The following is a 20,725-nucleotide window of genomic DNA, read 5'->3' on the forward strand; positions in this document are numbered from 1 at the left end:
ACCCGGGGGCGCCGGGGCACATGGCGCTGTCGGTAGTGGGAATGGCGCCGGATATGCCTCACGGGTTCTGGTTCTGAGGGCTGCATCAAGCTCTTCTTCTTCGCGGCTGCTCGGATGGCCGTTGTTGCTCTGCCAGTGCGGGCGGGCACTCAAAACAGTTCACACTTTCTATTAGGAGCATCCACTGTGCAAAACAAACCTTGTTTGACACTCTACGTTCTGCTGGCCTGTGCCCTCACTGCCTGTGGTGGTGGAGGCGGTGGTGAGGGACCTTCTGCATCCGGTCCTTCAACGCAAGTGCAGGGGCGCTGGGCTACGGCGGCAGGGAGCACGCCTGCGTATACGGCCATTGGGACACCCGCCGCGAACTCATCTGCGACAGTCTGGCTCCTGGCTAACGATGCAAGTCGCCTTGTTAAGCTCACCGCGCAGGACAGCGGCACTCTGGGTGGTAAGGCCTATGCACTAGGTCAGAGCACTGCAGCCGCATCTGTCAATGGTCAGTGGAGCGCGTCTGCATCTACACCCAAATCTCTGACGCTGAGCGGTCTGCCGAGTGGCGCGTTGACCTTGGCGCAAACCGACGCATTGACTTCAGCCGCAGTGCAGGCCGATGCCGCAGGGGCCTGGAAGGCATCGGTCGGTGGCAATGCGCAAAGCGTGAGCTGGACCGTGGCTACCTCTGGCGCCGTGTCTGGCAGTAGCACGACAGGCTGCACTTACACCGGAACTCTTACAGCCATGACCAACGCCAGCGCCTACACTGCTGCCTTCAGAGAGACTTGTTCCGACGGGGCCTCCACGCTATTCAACGGTATTGCCACGCTGAATTCCGCCAAGAATGCCCTGAGCATGGTGGCCACGGGCGCAGACGAGATTGTGGGTGTGGCGCTGTTTTTCTCCAAATAATCTGCAATGACCCCTCCCGTCGAAGTCGCGCAGGCCCTTGCGCGGCAGACGCCCGCCTTGCGGCGGGCTTTTGTGTTTTCTGTGCTCGCAGGACTGCTGGTGCTCGTGCCTACGGTGTACATGTTCGAGGTGTACGGACGTGTGGTGGATAGCCGCAACGTTCTGACGCTTGCCATGCTCACGCTCATGGCGCTGGTTGCTTTGGCCGTGATGGAGGTACTGGAGTGGGCCCGTGCCGAAACCCTGCGTGAGGCGGGTAGTGCTTTCGATGCTGAACTGGCGCCCCGCGCATTCGAGGCGACGCAATCCGCCCATCTCAAAAAGGGGCTGACCCTTGGAACGCAGCCTCTTTCCGATTTGCGTACGCTGCGCGACGCCTTCCATGGCGCAGCCTTGGCAGCGGCGCTGGAGTCTCCTGTCGCCTTGATTGCGCTTGTGGTTCTGTTCCTCATTCAGCCTGTGCTGGGCTGGGTGGCCTTGGCCCTCGCTCTGTTGCAAACCCTGATCTCATGGCTTAACGAGCGTAGCACTACTGAGCCTCTGGCTCGCGCCAATCAAGCCGATATTCAAGCCCGTACCTACGTAGATGGCACCTTGCGTCACGCTGAAGTGGTGGCTGCGCTCGGCATGGCGCCAGACATGCAGGCGCGCTGGTTGCGCATGCACCGGGAGACGATGACATTGCAGGCCCGTGCCTCCGACAACGCGGGCATGTACCAGGCGCTAGGCCGTGGGTTGCAGATTACGCTATCCTCGGCATTGCTGGGGCTAGGGGCATGGTTGCTATTGCGTGATGAGTTACCCGGGGGAGCGGGCATGCTTATCGTCAGTTCTGTGCTGGGGGCGCGAGTGCTCGCCCCGCTGGTGCAGTTGGTGTCTCAATGGCGCCAGGTGGTCCAAGCACGCCTGGCATGGCAGCGCCTCTCGGACCTTCTGGAGCGGATGCCCGCTGCTGCGCCCTCCATGTCCCTGCCCGCGCCGCGAGGTCATGTGGCGGTGGAAAGCCTCACAGCCGCGGCGTCCGCTGGTGGCCCTCCAATGCTGCGCCAGATTGGGTTCGGCCTGCAGCCGGGGGACGTGCTGGCGGTGATTGGTCCCTCCGCATCCGGCAAGACCACGCTCGCTCGCATGCTGGTGGGCCTGTGGGCACCGTTGGGGGGAAGTGTGCGTCTTGATGGAGCCGACGTCAGCACCTGGAACAAGACCGAGCTGGGCCCGCACCTCGGTTATTTGCCGCAAAGTGTTGAACTGTTGGCTGGCACGCTGGCCGAGAACATAGCCCGCTTTGGCGAACCCGACATGGCGGCGCTGCACGAGGCCGCGCGTGCAGTAGGGCTGCACGACTGGATTGCTGCCTTGCCGCAGGGCTATGACACTCCGGTCGGAGAAGAGGGGGTGATGTTGTCCGGCGGGCAGCGCCAGCGCGTGGCTTTGGCACGCGCACTGTATGGTGCTCCTGCGTTCGTGGTGTTGGACGAGCCCAATGCGAGTCTGGACGAGGCGGGCAATCAGGCACTGGTGCAGGCCATTGCGTATACCAAGGCGCGCGGCGCGACCACAGTGGTCATGACCCATCTGCCTGGCGTGCTGGCTGTGGCCAACAAAGCGCTGGTGTTGTTTGGGGGAGCGCAGCGCGCTTTTGGCCCTCGTGACGAGGTGTTGGCTGCGCTGCAGAAAGCCAATCAGAACAACAACTCCGTAGCCGTGTGACATGAATATTTTCAGCAATCATTCACGCGGTGACATTGGCCGGGCCCTCTGGGCCCAGCGCCGCGCTTGGGCGGTGGTGGCGCTATTCAGCATGGTTGTGAGTGTGTTGCTGCTCACGCCCACGCTCTACATGCTCCAGGTATATGACCGCGTCATGGTCAGCCGCAGTGAACTCACGCTTCTTGTGGTGTCCCTGGTCACGCTGTTCCTGTTCGTCGCAATGGGCTTTGCCGACGCGATGCGTGCTCGCCTGCTTGTGCGTCTGGGGGGGCGGCTGGATCAAGTTTTAGGGCCGCGTATTTGCTCCGCTGCCTTTGCACGCAGTGCCCGCGAGCCAGAAGCGCAGCGTGGCCAGCCTTTCTCCGATTGGACGGAGCTGCGTCAGTTTCTCACGGGGCCTGGCATTCTCGCGTTCTGTGACCTGCCTTGGACTCTGGTGTATTTGGCGGCGCTCTTTCTGCTGCATCCGCTGCTTGGCCTAGTGGCCATCGGGTTCGCGCTCATCCAGGCCGCACTGGCGTGGCTCGGTCAGCGCCGCACGATTGCGCCGGCCCAGGCGCTGTCTCAGGCGCAGGCAGAGTCGAATGGGTATCTGCAGGGCAAGTTGCGCAACGCCGAAGCTGTGGAAGCGCTGGGCATGGCGCTGCCACTGCGCCAGAGGTGGCTTGGGCTGCATGCCCGTGCAGCCCGGCGCCACGTGGATTTGCAGGGGCTCACGCATCGGATCACCGCATGGAGCAAGTTTGTGCGTTATGCGCAGCAGACCGCATCATTGGCGGGTGGGGCCCTTCTGGTTATTCACGGAGAACTCACGCCTGGCGCGATGATTGCCGCCAACGTCCTGATGGCACGCGCGCTGGCGCCGATCGATCAACTGGTGGGCATATGGCGCGGTCTACTGGGTGCACGTGACGCTTATGGCCGCCTGGCAACGCTGTTGGCGGACTATCCGGCTGCCGCTACACAAAGTGGCGCGCGAAACGTCTCCGGGGCGGGAGGTCCCGTTGTTGCGCATGGCATGCGTGTGGCCCCGCCTGGACGTGTGCAGGACGTCCTGCACGGGCTTGACTTCACGCTGCAGCCCGGCACCCTCACAGTGGTGTTGGGGGCGTCGGGCTCGGGTAAGTCCACCTTGGCACGCGCGCTGGCGGGTGCATGGCCTCTGACCGGCGGCGAGCTGACGACCGGCGGTTTGCGTGTGGGCTATCTGCCGCAAGAGACAGCACTTTTCACCGGTACGGTAGCGGAAAACATTGCGCGTTTTCACACTGTCAACGGTAAGTTGGACGCTCCGCAGGTCGTTGCAGCGGCACAGGCCGCTGGTTTGCACGAGATGGTGCTGCGTCTTCCGAAGGGTTATGACACTCCGGTGGGCGAAGGGGGGCGTTCGCTTTCCGGTGGCCAGCGGCAGCGCATCGCGCTGGCTCGTGCGTTGTATGGGGAGCCTGACCTTGTTGTCCTCGACGAACCCAACTCCCATCTGGACGACGCGGGTGAAGCCGCGCTGTTGCAGACGCTGCGCGTGCTCACCCAAAGGGGCGCTACTGTCTTGCTGGTTACCCACCGTGCGGGTGCGCTTGCATTGGCTGACCAGCTGTGGGTGCTGCATGAAGGCCGTTTGCGTGCCCAGGGCCCGCGCGACGTGGTACTCGCCCAGCTGAAGCCCGCATCTGCCGCACCGCAGGCGTTGCCTGTCTGAATCCATTGTCCAAATCAAGTTATGTCGATTCCCCTGACGACCTCTCCTTTGCCTGAGCCCCCCACCGATACTGGCCGTGCAGCGCGCATCGGCTTGTGGACACTGGGCCTGGGGCTGGGCGGTTTTCTACTCTGGGCCGCTCTTGCACCACTGGACGAAGGTGTGCCGAGCCAGGGCATGGTCACGCTGGACACCAAACGCAAGGTGGTGCAGCACCTGTCGGGCGGCATCGTGCGCAAAGTCTTGGTGCATGAGGGCGAGACTGTTCGAGAAGGTCAGCCTCTCATCGTTCTGGACGATGCCACCACCCGTGCCAACCACGAAGCGTCGCGTCTTCGCTATTTCACTTTGCGTGCCATGCAGGGGCGTCTGGAGGCCGAGAAGGCAGATTCGGATACGCCACGTTTTGCGTCGGATCTGTTGGCCGCGGCCGAGGCGGAGCCGCAAATCCGACAGCTGCTCGATAACCAGAGGCAACTATTGCAATCGCGCCGTGCGGCCCTGCGCGCTGACTTGCAGGGTTTGGAAGAAAACGTTCAAGGCTTGAATGCACTCCTGCAGTCCTACGCCGGTATGTTGGAAAGCCGCCGGGCCCAGCGCGCTCTGTTGCAGGACGAATTGGGTCATACCCGCGAACTGGTGAAGGAGGGCTATGCGCCGCGGAACCGGCAGCTGGAGCTGGAGCGTCAGACAGCCGATGCCAACCTTGCCATCGCCGAACTCCTGGGCAATACGTCACGCAGTCAGCGCACCGTGGCCGAACTGCGCCAGAAAATCCTCTCGCGCAAGCAGGAGTACCGCAAAGAGGTCGAAGCGGCCTTGGCAGAGACGGTGCGCGATGTCGACCCCGAAGGTCAGCGCTACAACGCTTTGCGAGGCGAGCTTGCACGTACTGAACTTCGGGCGCCTGCCGCAGGGCAAGTGGTGGGGCTCGCTGTGCAGACCGTGGGTGCTGTGGTGCAGCCAGGGCAGCAGCTCATGTCCATCGTGCCCCCTGGCGAGCCGCTTGTGCTGGAGGCGCGCGTGGCGCCGCATCTGGTGGATCGCGTGCATAGGGGTCTTGCGGCGGACGTGCGGTTTGCTTCCTTTGCGCATACACCCCAACTGGTGGTCCGCGGACAGGTCGCTACAGTGTCGGGTGATCTGCTGACAGATGCTCAAACCAACGTGAGCTATTACCTTGCACGGGTCAAGTTGACGCCGGAAGGTATGAAGGCGCTGGGAGGTCGTCAGTTGCAGCCTGGTATGCCTGCCGAAATCGTCATCAAGACGGGTGAACGCAGCCTGTTGACTTATTTGGCTGCACCGTTGTTCAAGCGCATGGCTGGTTCGATGAAGGAAGAATGATGGTGCAGCGACCCTCAGCTTCCACCGCGTTGGCATGTGCGGCCTTGATGATGATGGGCGTACCCACGTACGCCATGGACTTGCAGCAGGCCTACCAGGCAGCCTTGCTACAGGACGCCACCACCCGCGCCGCGCGAGCGGCGTTGCAGGCCAGCGATGAGCGCGTCAGCCAGGCCAAGGCGCAGCGTTATCCCAATCTGAGCATAAGCGCCGGCTACCAGCGTAACAACTTGGATCGCACCCAGCCCAATTTTTTGGGCCAGGAGGCGACCGTCAACGACCGCTACTCCAGTAAGAACACCACACTCACGTTGCGCCAGCCGCTGTATCGCAAGGCGATCGGGGTCACCATTGAGCAGACCCAAGCTCAGCGTGATGACGTGGAGGCCGGGCTGCAAAAAGAAACGCAGAACCTGGCTGTGCGCGTGGCAGAGGCGTACACCCAGATCCTGTTTGCACGGGATCAGCTGGACTTCATGGATGCACAGAAAGCAGCCACCAGCACCCAGCTTGAAGCTGCCCGCAAACAATTCGCGGGTGGCAGTGGCACCCGCACCGACATTGACGAAGCGCAGGCCCGCCTCGACATGGCCGTTGCGTTGGAGCTGGAGGCGCGCCAGCAGCAGGGTTTTGCTCAGCGCCAGTTGGCGTTGTTGATCAATGCGCCTGTGGACTTGGCGACGTTGCGTTCTTTGGCGGTCGATCGGCTAGCCACCTGGAGCCCGCCATCCAGCAGCTTGGAGGACTGGCTGGCGAACGCTGAGGCCCGCAGCCCCGAACTGCGCCAGTTGCAGGCGAGGCTGGAAGCGGCCCGCTTGGAGGTGGACAAAGCCAGCTCCGGCCACTTGCCCACGCTGGATGCAGTGGCCCAGTGGAGTCGTAGCGACAGTGAAAATGTCACATCGCCTGCGACGCGGTACCTCAATCGCACCATCGGGCTGCAGCTTAGTGTGCCGTTGTATGCCGGTGGATACGTGAACGCCACCGTGCGTGAGGCGGTGGCGCGCCAGACCCAGGCCGAGGAATTACTGGAAGCTGCACGCCGCGATCTGGCTCTGCGTGTCACCACCGAGTATCGCAACGTCACCGAAGGCTTTCTGAGGGTGCGTGCGCTGGAACAAGCGGAGCGATCGGCTGAGCAGTTGGCCCAGTCCAGCCGCAAATCCATGCAGGCCGGCGTGCGCACCCTGGTGGACGTGTTCAATGCCGACCAGAAAAAAGCACAGGCCCAGCGCGACTTGGCGCGTGCGCGCTACGAAATGCTGGTAGCTTATGTGCGCCTGCAGGCTCTCGCAGGAGGTGACGAAGCGGCAGGTATCGCGGCAGTGAACGGGTTGCTTCAGTAGTGTTTGCTTTCCGGTGATTCCTGCAGGCACTTACCGTAGTCACCCAGAAAAAAGCCGCCCTCTGGGCGGCTTTTAATTTGCTGTGCTACAGCAACACCGGTTCTTGATCTCACCCAATGATGGTGACATCCGAGGCGAGCAAAAATGCTGGGTGAGTGGTGGTGCCCAGAATCGCGATATTGATGCTGGCCTTGCCAACCCCGAAACCATCCGAGTCAAACATCAGTGCGCCTGTGGCTGCGTTGTAGCGGAAATAGGTGCTCGTGGTGATGTCCAGATCCGCCCCATTGATCACGCCGCCTCCATAAATGGTCCCTGAGAGGTCAATAGTGATGTGATCTTCACCATTGACGAAATCCGTGATTTTGTCCGTGTTGGTGCCGCTCGGCGTTGTATCGAATACGAACTCGTCGTTACCAGCTCCGCCAGTCAGCACATCAGCGCCCAGACCACCGTTGATCGTGTCGTTGCCTGCTCCCCCGATGAGGATGTTGGCACCCGCGCCACCGGTGAGCGTGTTGTCTAGCTCATTGCCCGTCAAGTTCACCGCGCCAGTGGACTTGATGATGCCAATCTCCAGATCATTGCCCAAGCCCAGCGAATAGGTGCCTGTAGTCATGAACACTTCAACCGTGTCCCCGTTGTCACCGGGGTTCTCATCGGAGTTTTCTACGATCACGTCGCTTGCCGAGTCCACGCGGTAGGTGTCGTTGCCAGCTCCGCCGTACATCACGTCATTGCCAGTGCCGCCGATCAGCGTGTCGTTGCCTGAACTGCCATGCAGCGTGTCGTTGCCAGCACCGCCGTCCAGGGTTCCAGGAACGGTAAGGTAGAGGTTGTCAGCAAAAGGCGTGCTCGCGGTCGCCAGCAACGATTCTGGCGACGTCGTTGTGTCGCTGAATTTGACAAACTCCACGTTGCGCAGGGTGACGGACGTATTGGCCAACAGGGTATAGGTGAGCTTGATGTCTGTTGTGTTAATCCGAGTGACAGTCCAATCGCCGGAGGTGCCGTAGGCGCTCAGATCAAGCATGTCCAGGGAGCCGATACCACCGTCCACGGTGTCGTTGCCCAAGCTGCCAATGACCGTGTCGTTGCCTTCGCCACTGTTGAGCAGGTTGTTGCCGTCATTACCGGTCAACTCATTGTTCAGGAAGTTGCCCGTGATGTTCACGTTGATTGCGCCAACCGCGATTGCGTTCTCGACGTTGGCCGCAAGGACGTAGGTACCAGCAGCTGAAAACGCGACACGGACGGTGTCAGTGCCCTCGGCAACGTTTTCGGTGACCACGTCACCTGCCACGTTGACCACATACAAATCATCACCCAAGCCACCAATGAGCTTGTCGTTGCCAAGACCGCCGTCCAGGGTATCGTTTTGGGTGCCGCCGGTAAGGATATTGGCACCGCTGCCGCCTGTGATGGTATTGCCTGTGGTGTCGTGTCCTGTTACGTTCACGGCCCCGGTCGATGTCACCTGAATCCACTCCACCTCGGTGGGCAACACGTAGGTGCCGGAAGCAACTGACAGATAGATTTTGTCATTGCCGCCGCCAGGGTTTTCCACTGGGCTATCGGTCAGCGAGTCCAGATAGTAGACGTCGTCGCCCAGGCCACCCGACATCAGGTCACTGCCCTTGCCGCCGTCGATGGTGTCATTGCCTGCGGTGCCGATAACGGTGTCGTTGCCCGCCAGCGCATTGATTTGCCCTCCAACACCTGTCATGGTGAGGAAGTCGTTGCCATTGGTGGGAATGCTCAGTTCTGCCACGACTTTGTCACCGTCGTTGAACTCCAGCACTTCCACACCACGGATGATGATGGTTTGGGTCAGGCTTTTGAGCTGGATGTCGCCGGCGAGGCCTGAGGGAGCTGCCGTGATGACGAAGTCGGCAAAGTTGCCATTGATGATCGCCCGGTCGGTGCCTGCACCGCCATCGAGCGTGTCGTTGCCGCTCAGGCCCTCCAGCGTGTCGTTGCCGCCACCGCCCGAGAGCACGTTGTTGAGCGCGCTGCCTGTGAGCACATTGGCCTGGAAGTTGCCGGTGATGTTGACGCCTTGGGCGCCTGAGGTGACGGTGGCAGTTTCGATGTAGTCGGACAACGTGTAGGTGCCTGCCGAAGTGAAGGCCACTTCCACATGGTCAGCACCTTCGCCAGCGGCTTCGACGATCACGTCGCCTGCAGTACTCACGATGTAGGTATCGTCGCCTATGCCACCGATGAGCCGGTCGTTGCCCGCGCCACCATCCAGCGTATCGTTCCCATCCAGGCCCGTGAGGGTGTTCGCACCGCTGCTGCCGGTCAGGTAGTTGTTCATCGTGTTGCCGACAATGCTTGCTGCGCTGGAACCCATGACCTGGCCGTTTTCTACATCGGAGCCCAGGGTATAGGTGCCCGTGGTCATAGTGACCTGCACCAGGTCCGTGCCTTCGCCAGCGGCTTCGGCGACAGTGTCGCCCGCGTTGTCCACCACATAGGTGTCGTCGCCAGTGCCGCCTTCCATGTAGTCTGCACCGGTGCCACCATTGAGCGTGTCGTTGCCGCCAGCGCCGAATAGCTGGTTGGAGCCGGTGTTGCCCGTCAGTACATTGTCAAGGCCATTGCCTTGGAGATTGATCAGGGTTGCGCCCATGGCAGTGGCGTTTTCCACATCGCCGGCCAGGGTGTAGAGGCCTGCTGCCAGCGTGACTTGCACCAGATCAGTATCGGCACCTCCGCTCACGACATCACCCACGTTGTCCACGTGGAAGGTGTCGTTGCCGCTACCGCCGTCCATAAAGTCAGCGCCGGTGCCCCCATTCAGCACGTCATTGCCATTGCCGCCAAACAACTGGTCATCTCCTCCCTGGCCATACAAGGTGTCGTTGCCATCGAAGCCGTTGATGACGTCGGCAAGCGCTGTGCCGCTGAGAGAGTTGTTGAGGTTAGTGCCGTTGATGAGAGCCATGATGAAACCCTTGCAGAAAATGGGTGCCGCGATGAGGACTGGGCAAAGCTTGCGCGAGCCCTCCCCATAGTGATATCAACGGAGTGTATCGGAATGCTGCGGTTTCACTAGAGGAGTTACACGGCAATGTGGCTTCAAAGCACAAGCTTTGTGCCATTGTTCACACCAAGAGGGGCCAACGGGGCACCCCAGGGCTGGATGACTCTGAGGAGCCACCGCGATTCCCTGCAGCTACCCCATGTTCATTCCGCGTTCAGCGGCTGCTGGGGAAGCTGAACACCGCCCCCTCCCGCACGCCCGCCGAGGGCCAGCGCTGCGTGATGGTCTTGCGCTTGGTATAGAAGCGCACGGCGTCCGGGCCGTAGGCGTGCAGGTCGCCGAACAGGCTGCGCTTCCAGCCGCCGAACGAGTGGTACGCCACCGGCACGGGCAGGGGCACGTTCACGCCCACCATGCCGACCTGGATGTGGTCGGTGAAGTAGCGGGCGGCCTCGCCGTCGCGGGTGAAGATGCAAGTGCCGTTGCCGTATTCGTGGTCATTGATGAGCTGCATGGCTTCCTGCAGCGTCTTCACGCGCACCACGCCCAGCACGGGGCCGAAGATTTCTTCCTGGTAGATCTTCATGCCGGGCTTGACGTTGTCGAACAGGCAGGCACCCAGGAAGTAGCCTTCTTCATGCCCGGCGACCTTCACCGAGCGCCCATCCACTACCAGCGTGGCGCCTTCGGCCACGCCGCTGTCCACGTAGGCCTTCACCTTGTCAAAGTGCGGCTTGGTGACCAGCGGACCCATGTCATTGCTGTTGTCGGTGCCGGGGCCCACCTTCATCTTGGCGATCTCGGTCTTCAGGCCCGCAATCACGGCGTCACCCACTGCGTCGCCCACGGCCACCAGCAGCGGAATGGCCATGCAGCGCTCGCCGCACGAACCGTAGGCCGCGCCCATCAAGGCGCTCACGGCGTTGTCCACATCAGCGTCAGGCATCAGCACGGCGTGATTCTTAGCGCCGCCCAAGGCTTGCACGCGCTTGCCGTGTTTGCAGCCTTCGCTGTAGATGTATTCGGCAATGGGTGTGGAGCCCACAAAGCTCACGGCCTTGACGCGTGGATCTTGCAGCAGGGTGTCCACGGCCAGCTTGTCGCCGTTGACCACGTTCAGCACGCCGGGGGGCAGGCCGGCTTCCAGCGCGAGCTGGGCCACGAACAGGGTGGACGAAGGGTCGCGCTCGGACGGCTTGAGCACGAACGTGTTGCCGCAGGCCACGGCCATAGGCCACATCCACAGCGGCACCATGGCCGGGAAGTTGAAGGGGGTGATGCCGGCGGTGACGCCCAGCGCCTGGAATTCGGACCACGAGTCGATGCTGGGGCCCACGTTGCGGCTGTGCTCGCCCTTGAGCAGTTCGGGCGCGTAGCTGGCGTATTCCACGTTCTCGATGCCGCGCTGCAGCTCGCCGTGCGCATCAGCCAGCACCTTGCCATGCTCGGCGGTGATCATGGCGGCGATCTTGTCGGCGTTTTCTTCGAGCAGCACTTTCAGCTTGCTCATCACGCGGGCGCGCTTGAGCGGAGGCGTGTTGCGCCAGGCAGGGAAAGCGGCCTCGGCGGAGGCGATCGCGGCTTCCACCGTGGCCTTGCTAGCCAGCGCCACGCTGGTGGTCGATTGGCCGGTGGCGGGATTGAACACGGGCTGCGTGCGCTCTGTGTCGGCAACGATCTTGCCGTCGATCAGGTGGCCGATGGTGGTGGTGACGTTCTTGTCGTGGTTCATGATGATTTCAGGTCAAAAGTGCCGGAAGCGATAGTGCAATATGCGCCACAAGCTATCAAATTAATAGTAATTCGGCTGCCGCGGCCTGGAGCTCCAAGACCGGCAGCACATGGGCCAGCGCGCGGTCGATGTATTCCTGCTTTTCGCCCACCGGGGCAAAGTAGTGCAGCACCTCGCGCGCGGCGTCCAGCCCCTTCAGGCGCGCAATCAGCCACGCCACTAGGTACTGCGACGCCAGGCACCCACCCGCCGTGGCCACGTTGCCACGGGCAGTGAAGGCGCGCGGCACCACGTCCACGCCCGACTCCACCACCCAGGGCTTGCTGGTCAGGTCCGTGCAGGCGGGCGTGCCGCGAAGCAGGCCCAGGCGGCTCAGCAAGAAGGTGCCTGAGCACTGCGCCGCCAGCAACTGGCGTTCAGGGTTCAGCGCACGCAGCTGCTCCATCAGCGCCGGGGTGTTCGCCACCTCGCGCGTCTTCATGCCGCTGCCCACCAGCACCGCATCGGCCTGGGCCAACTGGCTCAGGTCCTCGTGCGCGTCGATGGTCAGGCCGTTCATGGACGTGACGCGCGGCGTGGGGCTCGCAATGCGCACCTGCCAGTCCGTGTCGCCCAGCAGCGCGATTCGGCTGAGCATGCCAAACGCCACGAGCGAGTCGAGGTCGTTGAAGGCGTCGAAGGTGAGGATGGAGATGCGCATGGGCCGGTCGGGCTTGTGCCTCAAGCCGTTTCTTGCAGGGCGTCGCCCAGGGCGCTGATCAGGCGGTCGATTTCAGCCTGGGTGCTGATGAAGGGCGGTGCCAGCTGGATGGTGTCGCCACCGTAGCGCACGTAAAAGCCCTTCTTCCAGCAGTTCATCGCAATTTCATAAGGGCGGCGGGCGGGCTCGCCGGGCAGCGCTGCAATGGTGAAGCCAGCGGCCAGGCCAAAGTTGCGGATGTCGGCCACATGCTTGGCGCCCTTGAGGCTGTGCACCGCCTGCTCAAAGTACGGGGCCAGCGCCTTCACGCGGCCGATCATGTCTTCTTTTTGCAGGATGTCGAGCGCCGCAATGCCCGCTGCGCAGGCCACAGGATGGGCCGAATAGGTGTAGCCGTGCGGGAATTCGAGCATGTACTCGGGGCCGCCTGCCGCCATGAAGGTGTCGTAGATCTCTTTGGTGGCCACCACGCCGCCCAGCGGCTGCGCGCCGTTGGTGACCTGCTTGGCAAAGTTCAGGATGTCGGGCGTCACGCCAAAGGCTTCGGCACCCGTCCAGGCGCCGCTGCGGCCAAAACCGCTGATCACCTCATCAAAAATCAGCAAGATGTTGTTTTGGGTGCAGATCTCGCGCAGGCGCTGCAGGTAGCCCACGGGCGGGATCACCACACCGGCCGAGCCCGAGAAGGGCTCGACGATGACGGCCGCAATGTTCGATGCATCGTGCAGCGCAATCACTTCCAGCAGGCGGTCGGCTAGCTCCCTGCCCGTGGGCGGCATGCCCTTGTGGAACGAGCCCGCAGGTGGCTGGGTATGGGGCAGGTGGTCGGCCTCCACGCCCTGGCCAAACAGCTTGCGGTTGGCCACGATGCCGCCCACCGAGATGCCGCCGAAGTTCACGCCGTGGTAGCCCTTTTCGCGGCCGATCAGGCGCGTCTTGGTGCCCTGGCCCTTGGCGCGCCAGTAGGCGCGGGCCATCTTCAGAGACGTGTCGGCCGACTCGGAGCCCGAGCCGGTGAAGAACACATAGTCCAGCCCTGCGGGCGTCAGCTCTTTGACGCGGTTGGCCAGCTCGAACGACAACGGGTGGCCAAACTGGAAGGCGGGCGCGTAATCGAGCTTCATCGCCTGCTTGCCGATAGCCTCGGCGATCTCTCGGCGGCCATGGCCCAGGCCCGCGCACCACAGGCCCGAGAGGCCGTCAAAAATCTTGCGGCCTTCGGAGTCGGTGTAGTAGGCACCGCTGCCCTCCACGATCATGCGCGGGTTGGCCTTGAACTGGCGATTGCCGGTGTAGGGCATCCAGTGCGCGTCCAGCCATTCGGCGTCCATGCGGGGGCCTTCGGCACCGGCGGCGGGTTTTTCGATGTTGACGAAGCTCATGGGGTTCTCCAGTGCAAAGGCGGCAAAAAATGCAGGCAACCCCAGCGGGCTGGGGCTTGACGTAGGGCATTGTTGCGCCGCCTGTTAATCTCTCAAATAATCCAATATCAATGTTTACTTGACGATTTATGCAAGTAAAAGACCCAATTCCAGCCCCACCCACCTCCGCGCCTGCCGGACCCGGAAAACACCGCGCCGTGCTGGGCCAGCTCAGCGACATGGACCTGCGCCTTTTGCAGGTCTTCAAGAGCGTGGTGGAGTGCGGCGGCATGTCGGCCGCCGAGCTGGAGCTGAACATCGGCACCAGCACCGTGAGCCGCCACATCAAGGACCTGGAAGCCCGCCTGGGCCTCACGCTGTGCCGCCGGGGGCGGGCGGGGTTTGCGCTGACGGCCGAGGGGCAGCGGGTGTATGACGAAACCCTGCGCCTGCTGGCCTCTGTGCGCAGCTTTCGCGACAGCGTTGACGACATCCACTCGCGCATGGGCGGGCAGCTGGCCGTGGCGGTGTTCGACAAGACCGCCAGCAACCCGGCCGCCCGCATTGGCGAGGCGATTGCCGCCTTTACCGCCCAGGCGCCCGATGTGCAGCTGCAGCTGCATGTGGGCTCCATCAACGCCATCGAGCGTGGCGTGATCGACGGCAGCTACCAAGTGGGCATCATCCCTGCGCACCGCAGCTCGCAAAGCCTGGCCTACGCCGACCTGTTTGGCGAGACCATGCTGCTGTATTGCGGCGCGGGCCATCCGCTGTTTGGGGCGTCATCGCCCCCGGCCGACTGGCACGCGGTGCGGGGCTACCAGTTTGCGGGGCTGGGCTACCACTCGCCCAACATGGAGCTGAGCCACCAGGCCCGGCTGCAGCGCGCGGCCACGGGGTTTGATCAGGAATCCATTGCCACGCTGATCCTGTCGGGCCGCTTTCTCGGGTTCTTACCCGACCACTACGCCGAGGCCTTCGAGCGCCAGGGCCGCATGCAGGCAGTAAACCCTGCGCTATTCCACTACCACTGCCAGTTTGTGAGCCTGATGCGCCGCTCGCCCGCGCCCGCCCGCGCGGCCCAGGCGTTTGCGCAATGCCTGGAAGACGCGCACCGCCCCGGTCGCTGACAGGGGCATTGCGGGGCTGCGGCTTGCCAGCGGCCTGGGTGAGGCGGACAATTCGCCTTCTTTGCAACATTGTGTGACATCGGGAGCAGCGCCCATGGCCAGTATTTCTTCCATCGGCAGTTCAGGCCTTCAGGCCGCCCAGTTGCGGCTGGACGCGTCGGCCAACAACGTGGCCAACATGAACACCCCCGGTTACCGCCGCGAGGTGGTTGCACAAGAAGAAGTGGCTGAAAGCGCCGGCGTGCGCGCCACCGTGCAACGCGAGCAGGACGCCAAGGGCGTGGCGCTGGAGCAGGAGGCGGTGGAGCAGATGTCGGCCACCTACGCGTTCAAGGCGAATCTGCAGACCATCAAGACGCAGGACGAAATGATGGGCTCCTTGCTGGATGTGAAGGCCTGAGCCCTGCCCATTCAGCGCCCGTCTGTGTTGCCACCCCCATGCCCCGCTGGCCGGGGCATGTTCGTTTCTGGCGCAAGCAGAGAGGATTGCCCGTTATCAGCTGGCATGTGCCAGCCCCGCTAGGCGCTGGACCAGCCAGCGTTGAAAGGCCAGGCCTGTGGCGGTGCGGCTGCGCAATGGAATGGCGTACATGGTGGTGCTCCTTGTCGTGAGTTTGTTCAGGCGCCCTGTATGGCGGGACTGCTGTTGGGCGATGCCGTAGCGCTTTGGCGTGCAGCGCGCCGCCCCGCCCGGTCCCACGCCTTTTCATGGAAGAAGAAGGCCACCGCCTGCACCGTGGGCTCCAGCAGGCTCAGGGTGAGCGAGGCCCACAGGTTGCCGGTGACGGCATAGGCCACCAGGGCGGCCACGCTGATGTGGATCAGGTAGTAGCTGCCGGTCTTCATCAGCATGGTCTTGTTCTGGCGTGCGGCGCGGCGGATGTGGGACATGGCGGGTTCCTTTTTCTTCAGGCTGCGGGGGAGGTACAGCGATGGAGAAATGGTAGTGATTCGCAATAGCGAAAGCCAATTGATCATCGCTAAAGCGCAGATAGCCGCTATCCAATGACGCTGGGCGAAGCGCCACAGCGCCTATCCCAAACAGACTGGTTCTGCGTGTGAACTAGTTCACGTTCGAGGACTGAAAAAAGCCGCTGCGACCAAAGCACCCGTTGCTATGATGGCCGCTCTTTTCAACCCCCTCTTTTGCTTTGGGAGCACACATGGCCCTCATGGACTTCATCAAGAAACAGTTCATTGACATCATTCAGTGGACCGAAGAGGGGGACGGCACGCTGGCCTGGCGCTTCCCCATGCGCGACATGGAAATCCAGAACGGCGGCACGCTGGTGGTGCGCGAGTCGCAGATGGCCATCTTCGTGAACGAAGGCCAGGTGGCCGACGTGTTCGGCCCCGGCACCTACAAGCTCACCACGCAGACGCTGCCGGTGCTCACGTACCTCAAGAACTGGGACAAGCTCTTTGAGTCCCCCTTCAAGAGCGATGTGTACTTCTTCAGCACGCGCCAGCAGATCGACCAGAAGTGGGGCACGCCCCAGCCCATCACGATCCGCGACAAGGACTTTGGCGCCGTGCGCCTGCGCGCGTTCGGCAACTACGCCTTCCGCATTGCCGACCCCAAGCTGTTCCACACCGAAATCTCGGGCACGCGCGAGTCCTACCCCGTGGCCGACCTCGAAGGCCAGTTGCGCGGCTTGGTGCTGCAGAACATCAGCAACGCCATTGCGGGCAGCGGCCTGCCGTTCCTGGACCTGGCGGCCAACCAGGTCATGTTTGCCGATGCGCTGACCAAAGAACTCGCGCCCATCTTTGCCAAGCTGGGCATCCTGATCGAGTCCCTCACGGTGCAGAACGTCTCGCTGCCCGAAGAGCTGCAGAAGATCCTCGACCAGAAGATCGGCATGGGCATGGTCGGCAACGACATGGCCAAATTCATGCAGTACCAGACGGCGCAGGCCATCCCCAAGTTTGCCGAGGGCGCCAGCAACGGCGGTGGTGTGGCGGGTGACGCGATGGGCCTGGGCGCCGGTGTGGCGCTGGGGCAGGTGCTCGCGCAGAACCTGCAACAGGGCCTGCAAGGTGGCGGTGCAGCAGCCCAGGCTGCGCCCGCAGCGGCAGCCGCTGCGGTGGGCGTCAAGCCCGAAGACGTGATGGCCACGCTGGAGAAGCTGGGCGAGCTCAAGTCCAAGGGCATCCTCACGCAGGAAGAGTTCGACGCCAAGAAGGCCGAACTGCTCAAGAAGCTGGTCTGACCGATTGGCTCGATTGCTATCATAAAAATAGCTGCTTGCGCTGGAGGGATAGGCGCTAGAGGCCAAAAAGGCCTCAAAACCGTTTAGTGCGGCGCGGGCAGAACACTCCACACGATGGCCACCGACCCCACCCAGCGCTATTACCGCGCGCCCTGCCCCGGCTGTGGCGCGCCGGTGGAGTTCAAGAGCGCGCAGTCCACCCATGCCGTCTGCGGCTACTGTCAGAGCACCGTGGTGCGCAGTGGCGACGTGCTCACGCGCCTGGGCAAGATGGCCGAGCTGTTCGACGACCACAGCCCGCTGCAGCTGATGGCCAGCGGGCGCATTCAGCTCGATGGCAAGGACGTTCCCTTCACCCTCATCGGCCGCCTGCAGTACAAGGGCGACGCGGGCGTGTGGACCGAATGGGCGGCCTTTCTGAATGACGGCACGCTGGCCACGCTGGGCGAGGACAACGGTGCCTACGTCTTTACCCGGCCCATCGACCCCGGCCGCGAGATGCCTGCGCCCGAGCGCTTTCGCATCGGCACCACCACGGCCATCAACGGCAAGCCCTACAGCGTGGCCTACACCGGCCAGGCGCAGCTGATCTCGGCCCAGGGCGAGCTGCCCAAGCTGCCGCCGCTGGGCCAGCCGTTCGGCATGGTCGAGCTGCGCAGTGCCGACGGCGAAGTGGTCAGCATCGACTACGGCCACACCCCGCCCAACGTCGAGCGCGGCAAGGCCGTGCTGCTCGAAGACCTGCAGCTCCAGGGCCTGAAAGACGAATCGGCCAAGGACGAAAAAGGCCGCCAGTTCAACTGCCCGCATTGCGGTGCACCCGTGCAGGTGCAACTGTCCACCTCCAAGAGCATCACCTGCGGCTCGTGCGCCAGCATCATCAGCCTGGACAGCGGCGTGGGCGGCGAGCTGCGCTCGGCCGAGCAGGACGAACCCGTGCAGCCCCTGATCCCACTGGGCAGCAAGGGCCAGCTGCAAGGCGTGCATTGGCAGGTGGTGGGTTTTCAGCACCGCATGGGCGTGGAGCCCGGCGACGACGAGCACTTTGGCTGGAGCGAATACCTGCTCTACAACCAGAAGCGCGGCTTTGCGTTCCTGGTCGATTCCGAAGAAGGCTGGAGCATGGTGCGCCCCACCACCGGCGCGCCGCAGATGGCGGCCACGGGCCGCTCCGCCACGTACATGGGCACCAAGTACGACCTCAAGTACACCTACGAGGCCGAGACCACCTATGTGCTGGGCGAGTTCTACTGGCAGGTCACACGCGGGCAGAAAACCACCAACCGCGACTTTGCAAGCGCCAAGGGCCTGCTGTCGATGGAGCAGAGCCCGAACGAGATCACCTGGTCAGCGGGCGACAAGCTCTCCAGCGACACGGTGGCCAAGGCGTTCAAGCTGGACGACAAGAAAGATGTCCTGAAGCGCGACGACCCCGGTCCATTCGTGGCCAAATCCGGCCTGGGCTGCGGCACCATCATCCTGATCGCGGTGGTGATCTTGATCCTGCTCATTCTGCTGAGCCGCTGCTCCAGCTGCGATCCCCGGGTCGAAAACTGTTCCTCGTCCTCCAGCTACCGCAGCTCGGGGGGCTCGTACGGCGGATATTCGTCGGGCGGCAGCCACAAGTAGTGCAGCGTCTGCGCTTGTCCACCGTCTACCCCCCACTGTCACTGACCACACGTTTCAAGGAGATCACACCATGATGGGATTCGAATGGCTCAAACCCGCAGCATTTCTCGGGTCCATCCTCTACGCCATCATTGGCGTCATCATCTTCTGGCTGGCTTTTGTCATCGTCGACAAGATCACGCCCTATGACCTGTGGCGCGAGATCGTTGAAAAGCAGAACCAGGCGCTGGGCCTGGTGGTGGCGGCGATGTGCCTGGGCATCAGCATCATCGTGGCGGCTGCCATCCATTGACGCATTAACGCATTGACGCGTTTTCGAGCCCCTACCGCTTGAATGAACGAAGCGGCGCACCCGGCAGGGTGCGCTGACCGCCGCCTTGTCGTCTCCCACCCCGCCTTCCATTGCGCCCGCACCTGCGGTGCCGCCCACATCCTCCGGCCCCCGCCCCATCGACATTGCGCTGCTCATCAGCGTGTTCGTCGTGGCGGCCTGCGGCTTGCTGTACGAGCTGGCCGCCGGTGCGCTGGCCTCCTATGTGCTGGGCGACTCGGTGCTGCAGTTCAGCACCATCATCGGCACCTACCTGTTTGCCATGGGCCTGGGCTCGTGGTTGTCGCGCTACTTCGAGCGGCAGCTGCCCGCGCACTTCCTGCGCATCGAGCTGCTGGTGGCGCTGATCGGCGGCGCGCTGCCCGCCACGCTGTTCCTGGCCAATGCGTACGCGCCGGGCGCGTTCCGGTTTCTGCTGTACGGCATGGTGCTGGTGGTGGGCACGCTGGTGGGGCTGGAGATTCCGCTGGTCATGCGCATCCTCAAGCGCAACGTGGTGCTCAAGGACCTGGTCTCGCAGGTGCTCACGTTCGACTACCTGGGCGCGCTGGCGGTGTCGCTGGCGTTTCCGCTGCTGCTGGTGCCGCACCTGGGGCTCATCCGCACGGGGCTGCTGTTCGGGCTGATGAACGCCGCTGTGGCGCTGTGGGCGGTGTGGCTGTTCCGGCATGAGCTGCGGCGCCTTCAAGCCCACTTGTTCGCCTGCATGATGGTGGTGGGCCTGTTGCTGGCGGGGCTGGCGGGGGCAGAGCAGATCACGAGTTTGGCCGAGGACAAGTTCTACCAAGACCGCATCATCTTCACCACGGCCACGCCCTACCAGCGGATCGTGGTCACGCAGGGCCGCTATGGCCACCGGCTATATCTCAATGGCAACCTGCAGTTCTCCGAGTCCGACGAATACCGCTACCACGAGGCCCTGGTACACCCCGCCATGGCCGCGCACGGGGCGCCCAAGCGGGTGGCGGTGCTGGGCGGCGGCGACGGCATGGCGGTGCGCGAGATCCTCAAGTACCCCTCGGTCGAGTCCGTCACCCTGGTCGAGCTGGACCCGGCCATGACGCGCATCTTCAGCGAGAACCCCACGCTGGCAAAGCTCAACGGCCAAGCGCTGCAAAACCCCAAGGTGACCATCGTCAATGCCGATGCCTTTGGGTGGCTGCAGCAGGGGACAGACCTTTTTGACGTGATCGTGGTGGACTTTCCCGACCCGACCAACTTCTCTATCGGCAAGCTCTACACCAACAGCTTTTATGCCTTGCTGGACAAGCGGCTGGCCGCCAGTGGCTACGCGGTGGTGCAGACCACCTCGCCGCTGGTGGCGCGCCAGAGCTTCTGGACGGTGGTGCAGACCATCGAATCCGTGGGCCTCTCGACGGCGCCGTACCATGCCCATGTGCCCAGCTTTGGCGAATGGGGGTATGTCATTGCCAGTCGCAGGCCCTGGCGCCTGCCCGATGCCTTGCCGCCCGGGCTGCGGTTTTTGAGCCCCCCGTCGCTGCCGCTGCTGTTTGACTTTCCGCTCGACATGGCGCGGGTGCCGGCCGATGTGAACCGCCTGTCCAACCAGGCGCTGGTACACAGCTACGAGCGCGAATGGGGCAAGGTGGTGGCGCATTGAGCCGGCGA

At 63.1% G+C, this 20,725-nt stretch carries 16 protein-coding genes; 11 read left to right on the forward strand and 5 right to left on the reverse strand.

Annotated elements, in window-relative coordinates; genetic code table 11:
- Positions 1 to 741: 741 nt before the first annotated feature.
- From ACT531_RS14880 to ACT531_RS14900, 5 genes are all read left to right on the forward strand, one after another.
- Entirely contained in the window at positions 742 to 909 is a 168-nt protein-coding gene (locus ACT531_RS14880; protein ID WP_476017900.1) for a hypothetical protein, read from the forward strand.
- A gap of 6 nt (positions 910 to 915) precedes the next feature.
- On the forward strand, positions 916 to 2,619 hold the full coding sequence (locus ACT531_RS14885) for a type I secretion system permease/ATPase (RefSeq protein WP_476017901.1): 1,704 nt from the start codon (positions 916 to 918) through the stop codon (positions 2,617 to 2,619).
- Position 2,620: 1 nt separating this feature from the next.
- Positions 2,621 to 4,318, forward strand: coding sequence for a type I secretion system permease/ATPase (locus ACT531_RS14890; RefSeq protein ID WP_476017902.1), 1,698 nt, complete (start codon positions 2,621 to 2,623; stop codon positions 4,316 to 4,318).
- A gap of 21 nt (positions 4,319 to 4,339) precedes the next feature.
- Positions 4,340 to 5,665, forward strand: coding sequence for an HlyD family type I secretion periplasmic adaptor subunit (locus ACT531_RS14895; RefSeq protein WP_476017903.1), 1,326 nt, complete (start codon positions 4,340 to 4,342; stop codon positions 5,663 to 5,665).
- Positions 5,666 to 5,739: 74 nt separating this feature from the next.
- Positions 5,740 to 7,011 (forward strand): TolC family outer membrane protein, encoded by a 1,272-nt coding sequence (locus tag ACT531_RS14900; protein ID WP_476017904.1) that lies wholly within the window; start codon positions 5,740 to 5,742, stop codon positions 7,009 to 7,011.
- 109 nt (positions 7,012 to 7,120) lie between these two features.
- On the opposite strand, the gene ACT531_RS14905 is transcribed toward ACT531_RS14900, so the two are convergent.
- From ACT531_RS14905 to aptA, 4 genes are all read right to left on the reverse strand, one after another.
- Positions 7,121 to 9,961, reverse strand: a complete 2,841-nt coding sequence (locus tag ACT531_RS14905; protein ID WP_476017905.1) for a beta strand repeat-containing protein — start codon at positions 9,959 to 9,961, stop codon at positions 7,121 to 7,123.
- Positions 9,962 to 10,214: 253 nt separating this feature from the next.
- Positions 10,215 to 11,732 (reverse strand): CoA-acylating methylmalonate-semialdehyde dehydrogenase, encoded by a 1,518-nt coding sequence (locus ACT531_RS14910; protein ID WP_476017906.1) that lies wholly within the window; start codon positions 11,730 to 11,732, stop codon positions 10,215 to 10,217.
- A 55-nt stretch (positions 11,733 to 11,787) separates the two neighbouring features.
- Complete coding sequence (locus ACT531_RS14915; RefSeq protein ID WP_476017907.1) at positions 11,788 to 12,432, reverse strand: DJ-1/PfpI family protein; 645 nt, start codon at positions 12,430 to 12,432, stop codon at positions 11,788 to 11,790.
- 20 nt (positions 12,433 to 12,452) lie between these two features.
- Positions 12,453 to 13,814: an omega-aminotransferase AptA gene (gene aptA / locus ACT531_RS14920; RefSeq protein WP_476017908.1), complete on the reverse strand. Its 1,362-nt coding sequence runs from the start codon at positions 13,812 to 13,814 to the stop codon at positions 12,453 to 12,455.
- Between the two features lie 128 nt (positions 13,815 to 13,942).
- Between aptA and ACT531_RS14925 the strand changes: the two genes are divergently transcribed.
- Together ACT531_RS14925 and ACT531_RS14930 are read left to right on the forward strand one after the other, a co-directional pair.
- Entirely contained in the window at positions 13,943 to 14,923 is a 981-nt protein-coding gene (locus ACT531_RS14925) for a LysR family transcriptional regulator (protein WP_476017909.1), read from the forward strand.
- Between the two features lie 94 nt (positions 14,924 to 15,017).
- A complete protein-coding gene (locus tag ACT531_RS14930; protein WP_015016359.1) occupies positions 15,018 to 15,323 on the forward strand; it encodes a flagellar basal body protein in 306 nt (101 codons plus the stop codon).
- A gap of 218 nt (positions 15,324 to 15,541) precedes the next feature.
- Here the strand turns inward: ACT531_RS14930 and ACT531_RS14935 are convergent, their stop codons facing one another.
- The gene (locus ACT531_RS14935; RefSeq protein ID WP_476017910.1) at positions 15,542 to 15,814 is read right to left on the reverse strand and encodes a DUF2061 domain-containing protein; all 273 of its coding nucleotides are present in this window, start codon (positions 15,812 to 15,814) and stop codon (positions 15,542 to 15,544) included.
- A 272-nt stretch (positions 15,815 to 16,086) separates the two neighbouring features.
- On the opposite strand from ACT531_RS14935, the gene ACT531_RS14940 reads away from it, so the two are divergent.
- From ACT531_RS14940 to ACT531_RS14955, 4 genes are all read left to right on the forward strand, one after another.
- Positions 16,087 to 17,136 (forward strand): SPFH domain-containing protein, encoded by a 1,050-nt coding sequence (locus ACT531_RS14940; RefSeq protein WP_015016357.1) that lies wholly within the window; start codon positions 16,087 to 16,089, stop codon positions 17,134 to 17,136.
- Between the two features lie 114 nt (positions 17,137 to 17,250).
- Positions 17,251 to 18,765 (forward strand): DUF4178 domain-containing protein, encoded by a 1,515-nt coding sequence (locus ACT531_RS14945; RefSeq protein ID WP_476017911.1) that lies wholly within the window; start codon positions 17,251 to 17,253, stop codon positions 18,763 to 18,765.
- A gap of 73 nt (positions 18,766 to 18,838) precedes the next feature.
- The gene (locus tag ACT531_RS14950; RefSeq protein WP_015016355.1) at positions 18,839 to 19,057 is read left to right on the forward strand and encodes a DUF350 domain-containing protein; all 219 of its coding nucleotides are present in this window, start codon (positions 18,839 to 18,841) and stop codon (positions 19,055 to 19,057) included.
- A gap of 85 nt (positions 19,058 to 19,142) precedes the next feature.
- Complete coding sequence (locus ACT531_RS14955) at positions 19,143 to 20,717, forward strand: polyamine aminopropyltransferase (RefSeq protein ID WP_476017912.1); 1,575 nt, start codon at positions 19,143 to 19,145, stop codon at positions 20,715 to 20,717.
- Positions 20,718 to 20,725 lie beyond the last annotated feature (8 nt).

Source organism: Acidovorax sp. DMC1 (genome assembly GCF_056314325.1).

Coding starts and splice junctions, on each gene's coding strand:
- ACT531_RS14880 (WP_476017900.1), top strand. CDS start 742: ATGACCAACGCCAGCGCCTACACTGCTGCCTTCAGAGAGACTTGTTCC.
- ACT531_RS14885 (WP_476017901.1), top strand. CDS start 916: ATGACCCCTCCCGTCGAAGTCGCGCAGGCCCTTGCGCGGCAGACGCCC.
- ACT531_RS14890 (WP_476017902.1), top strand. CDS start 2,621: ATGAATATTTTCAGCAATCATTCACGCGGTGACATTGGCCGGGCCCTC.
- ACT531_RS14895 (WP_476017903.1), top strand. CDS start 4,340: ATGTCGATTCCCCTGACGACCTCTCCTTTGCCTGAGCCCCCCACCGAT.
- ACT531_RS14900 (WP_476017904.1), top strand. CDS start 5,740: ATGGACTTGCAGCAGGCCTACCAGGCAGCCTTGCTACAGGACGCCACC.
- ACT531_RS14905 (WP_476017905.1), bottom strand. CDS start 9,961: ATGGCTCTCATCAACGGCACTAACCTCAACAACTCTCTCAGCGGCACA.
- ACT531_RS14910 (WP_476017906.1), bottom strand. CDS start 11,732: ATGAACCACGACAAGAACGTCACCACCACCATCGGCCACCTGATCGAC.
- ACT531_RS14915 (WP_476017907.1), bottom strand. CDS start 12,432: ATGCGCATCTCCATCCTCACCTTCGACGCCTTCAACGACCTCGACTCG.
- aptA (WP_476017908.1), bottom strand. CDS start 13,814: ATGAGCTTCGTCAACATCGAAAAACCCGCCGCCGGTGCCGAAGGCCCC.
- ACT531_RS14925 (WP_476017909.1), top strand. CDS start 13,943: ATGCAAGTAAAAGACCCAATTCCAGCCCCACCCACCTCCGCGCCTGCC.
- ACT531_RS14930 (WP_015016359.1), top strand. CDS start 15,018: ATGGCCAGTATTTCTTCCATCGGCAGTTCAGGCCTTCAGGCCGCCCAG.
- ACT531_RS14935 (WP_476017910.1), bottom strand. CDS start 15,814: ATGTCCCACATCCGCCGCGCCGCACGCCAGAACAAGACCATGCTGATG.
- ACT531_RS14940 (WP_015016357.1), top strand. CDS start 16,087: ATGGCCCTCATGGACTTCATCAAGAAACAGTTCATTGACATCATTCAG.
- ACT531_RS14945 (WP_476017911.1), top strand. CDS start 17,251: ATGGCCACCGACCCCACCCAGCGCTATTACCGCGCGCCCTGCCCCGGC.
- ACT531_RS14950 (WP_015016355.1), top strand. CDS start 18,839: ATGGGATTCGAATGGCTCAAACCCGCAGCATTTCTCGGGTCCATCCTC.